This is a genomic window from Pseudomonas sp. DE0010 (assembly GCF_007680745.1).
Lineage (GTDB): Bacteria > Pseudomonadota > Gammaproteobacteria > Pseudomonadales > Pseudomonadaceae > Aquipseudomonas > Aquipseudomonas parafulva_B.
Window position 1 is genome coordinate 1 of the sequence record NZ_VEJQ01000138.1, and the last position, 306, is coordinate 306.

Here is a 306-nt window from a genome sequence, read left to right on the forward strand (position 1 = left end):
TGGGATTCCTGTTCAATGCCATCAAGCGTGGCGCCCTCGAGCAACTGGCCCAGGCCGGCACCATCATCGTCGATGCCGGGACCGAACTCGGCGCTGGCAAGCTGGGTGACTATCAGATCATCGCCAACTCGGTCAGCGACGTCTTTCTGGACTGCCTGCGCGATCCCCTGCTGGCGCCCATCCTGGCCCCGCTGCAGGCCTCGCCGACCTTTCGCCACCTCAAGCTGAATTCCCAGGAAGCGCCGGCGCTACCCATCGTCGGCCAGCTCTTCCAGCAGGCCGCCGGCCTGGTCCTGCCCTGGCTCG

At 66.3% G+C, this 306-nt stretch carries 1 pseudogene; it reads left to right on the forward strand.

What is annotated here, in order from left to right:
• Positions 1 to 306, forward strand: a pseudogene (locus tag FS767_RS21990) (pyridine nucleotide-disulfide oxidoreductase); the annotation flags it as partial.